This is a genomic window from Nonomuraea sp. NPDC001684 (assembly GCF_053596515.1).
Genome location: NZ_JBSFGJ010000917.1, coordinates 1 through 1,044, shown reverse-complemented (window position 1 = coordinate 1,044; position 1,044 = coordinate 1). Strand labels below are relative to the sequence as shown.

Genomic DNA, 1,044 nt, shown 5'->3' with positions numbered 1-1,044 from the left:
CAGGACGGCGGCCAGGACGGCGGCGAGCCCGGCGACGGCCGCGGTGCCGCCGGCTCGATTCGTTCTGAGGTGCTTGATCATGCACCGCAATATACTCCGAGAGTATATACGCGGTGTATAAGGGAGCGGAGTGCGGGACACGTTCCGGGAGGAGGCCCCGCCGCGCGGGTCAGCCGACGGGTGGGGCGGCGCGGACGCGGCGGCGACCAGGATCTCGCCCGTGTGCAGGCCGACGCTGATTGGACTCTCCCCCACGGGGAGACCCCACGCTTGGGGAATTCCACCCAGATCTACCCGGAGGATCCATGACCCCGCGACTGGTCCACTGCCATCCCGTCACCTGTCTCAACGTCACGGGCATGGGAGAGCCCGGCGGCGCCGAACACCTGTCGGCCATCGGCGCCCTGTACGCCGTGGCCTCCGCCATGGGCGGCGCCGCCGGGCCGCTGGAGGGGCGGTGGTGGGTGGAGGACACGTCGCTGCCGCCGCTGGAGACCCCGCGCGACCAGTGGCGGTGGCACCTGCTGCTGCCGTTGCCGGGGATGCCCGAGCCGGGGGCGGCCGAGGCGGCGCGTGAGCGGGCCCGCCCGTCGGGGGCCGCCGTGGACCGGGTCCAGGTCGTCACCTTCACCGAGGGCCAGTGCGTGGAGCTGCTGCACGAGGGGCCCTACAGCGAGGAGAAGAGGTCGCTGGAGGTGATGGAGACGTTCATGGCCGAGCACGGGCTGGTGCCCAACGGGCTGCACCACGAGATCTACCTGACCGAGTTCACCGACCCCGACCCGAAGACGCTGCTCAGGCAGCCGGTCGCCCCCCGGCCGGAAGAGGAGGCGGCTCACCGGTAGACGGCCAGGGGCAGCCGGTGTCAGCGGACGCCGGTCACGTCCGCGTCCCGGACCGCAGCGCGCCCCGCAGCAGGGGGCGGGCCGCCAGGGCGACGACCACGGCATCGACCGCGAGGGCGCGGCCGGGCTGTCCATGCGCAAGCTGGGCAAGGAGCTGGGCGTGGAGGCGATGACGCTCTACTACGACGTGCCGAACAAG

1 protein-coding gene is annotated in these 1,044 nt (G+C 72.5%); it reads left to right on the top strand.

Going from position 1 to position 1,044, the window contains the following annotated elements; all coding sequences use genetic code 11:
• Nucleotides 1-305 precede the first annotated feature (305 nt).
• On the top strand, nucleotides 306-845 hold the full coding sequence (locus ACWCSD_RS53070) for a hypothetical protein (RefSeq protein WP_449927672.1): 540 nt from the start codon (nucleotides 306-308) through the stop codon (nucleotides 843-845).
• The last annotated feature ends 199 nt before the right edge of the window (nucleotides 846-1,044 follow it).

Bases quoted from the DNA above. Each gene is read 5' to 3' on its own strand.
- ACWCSD_RS53070 (WP_449927672.1), top strand. From the start codon at position 306: ATGACCCCGCGACTGGTCCACTGCCATCCCGTCACCTGTCTCAACGTC.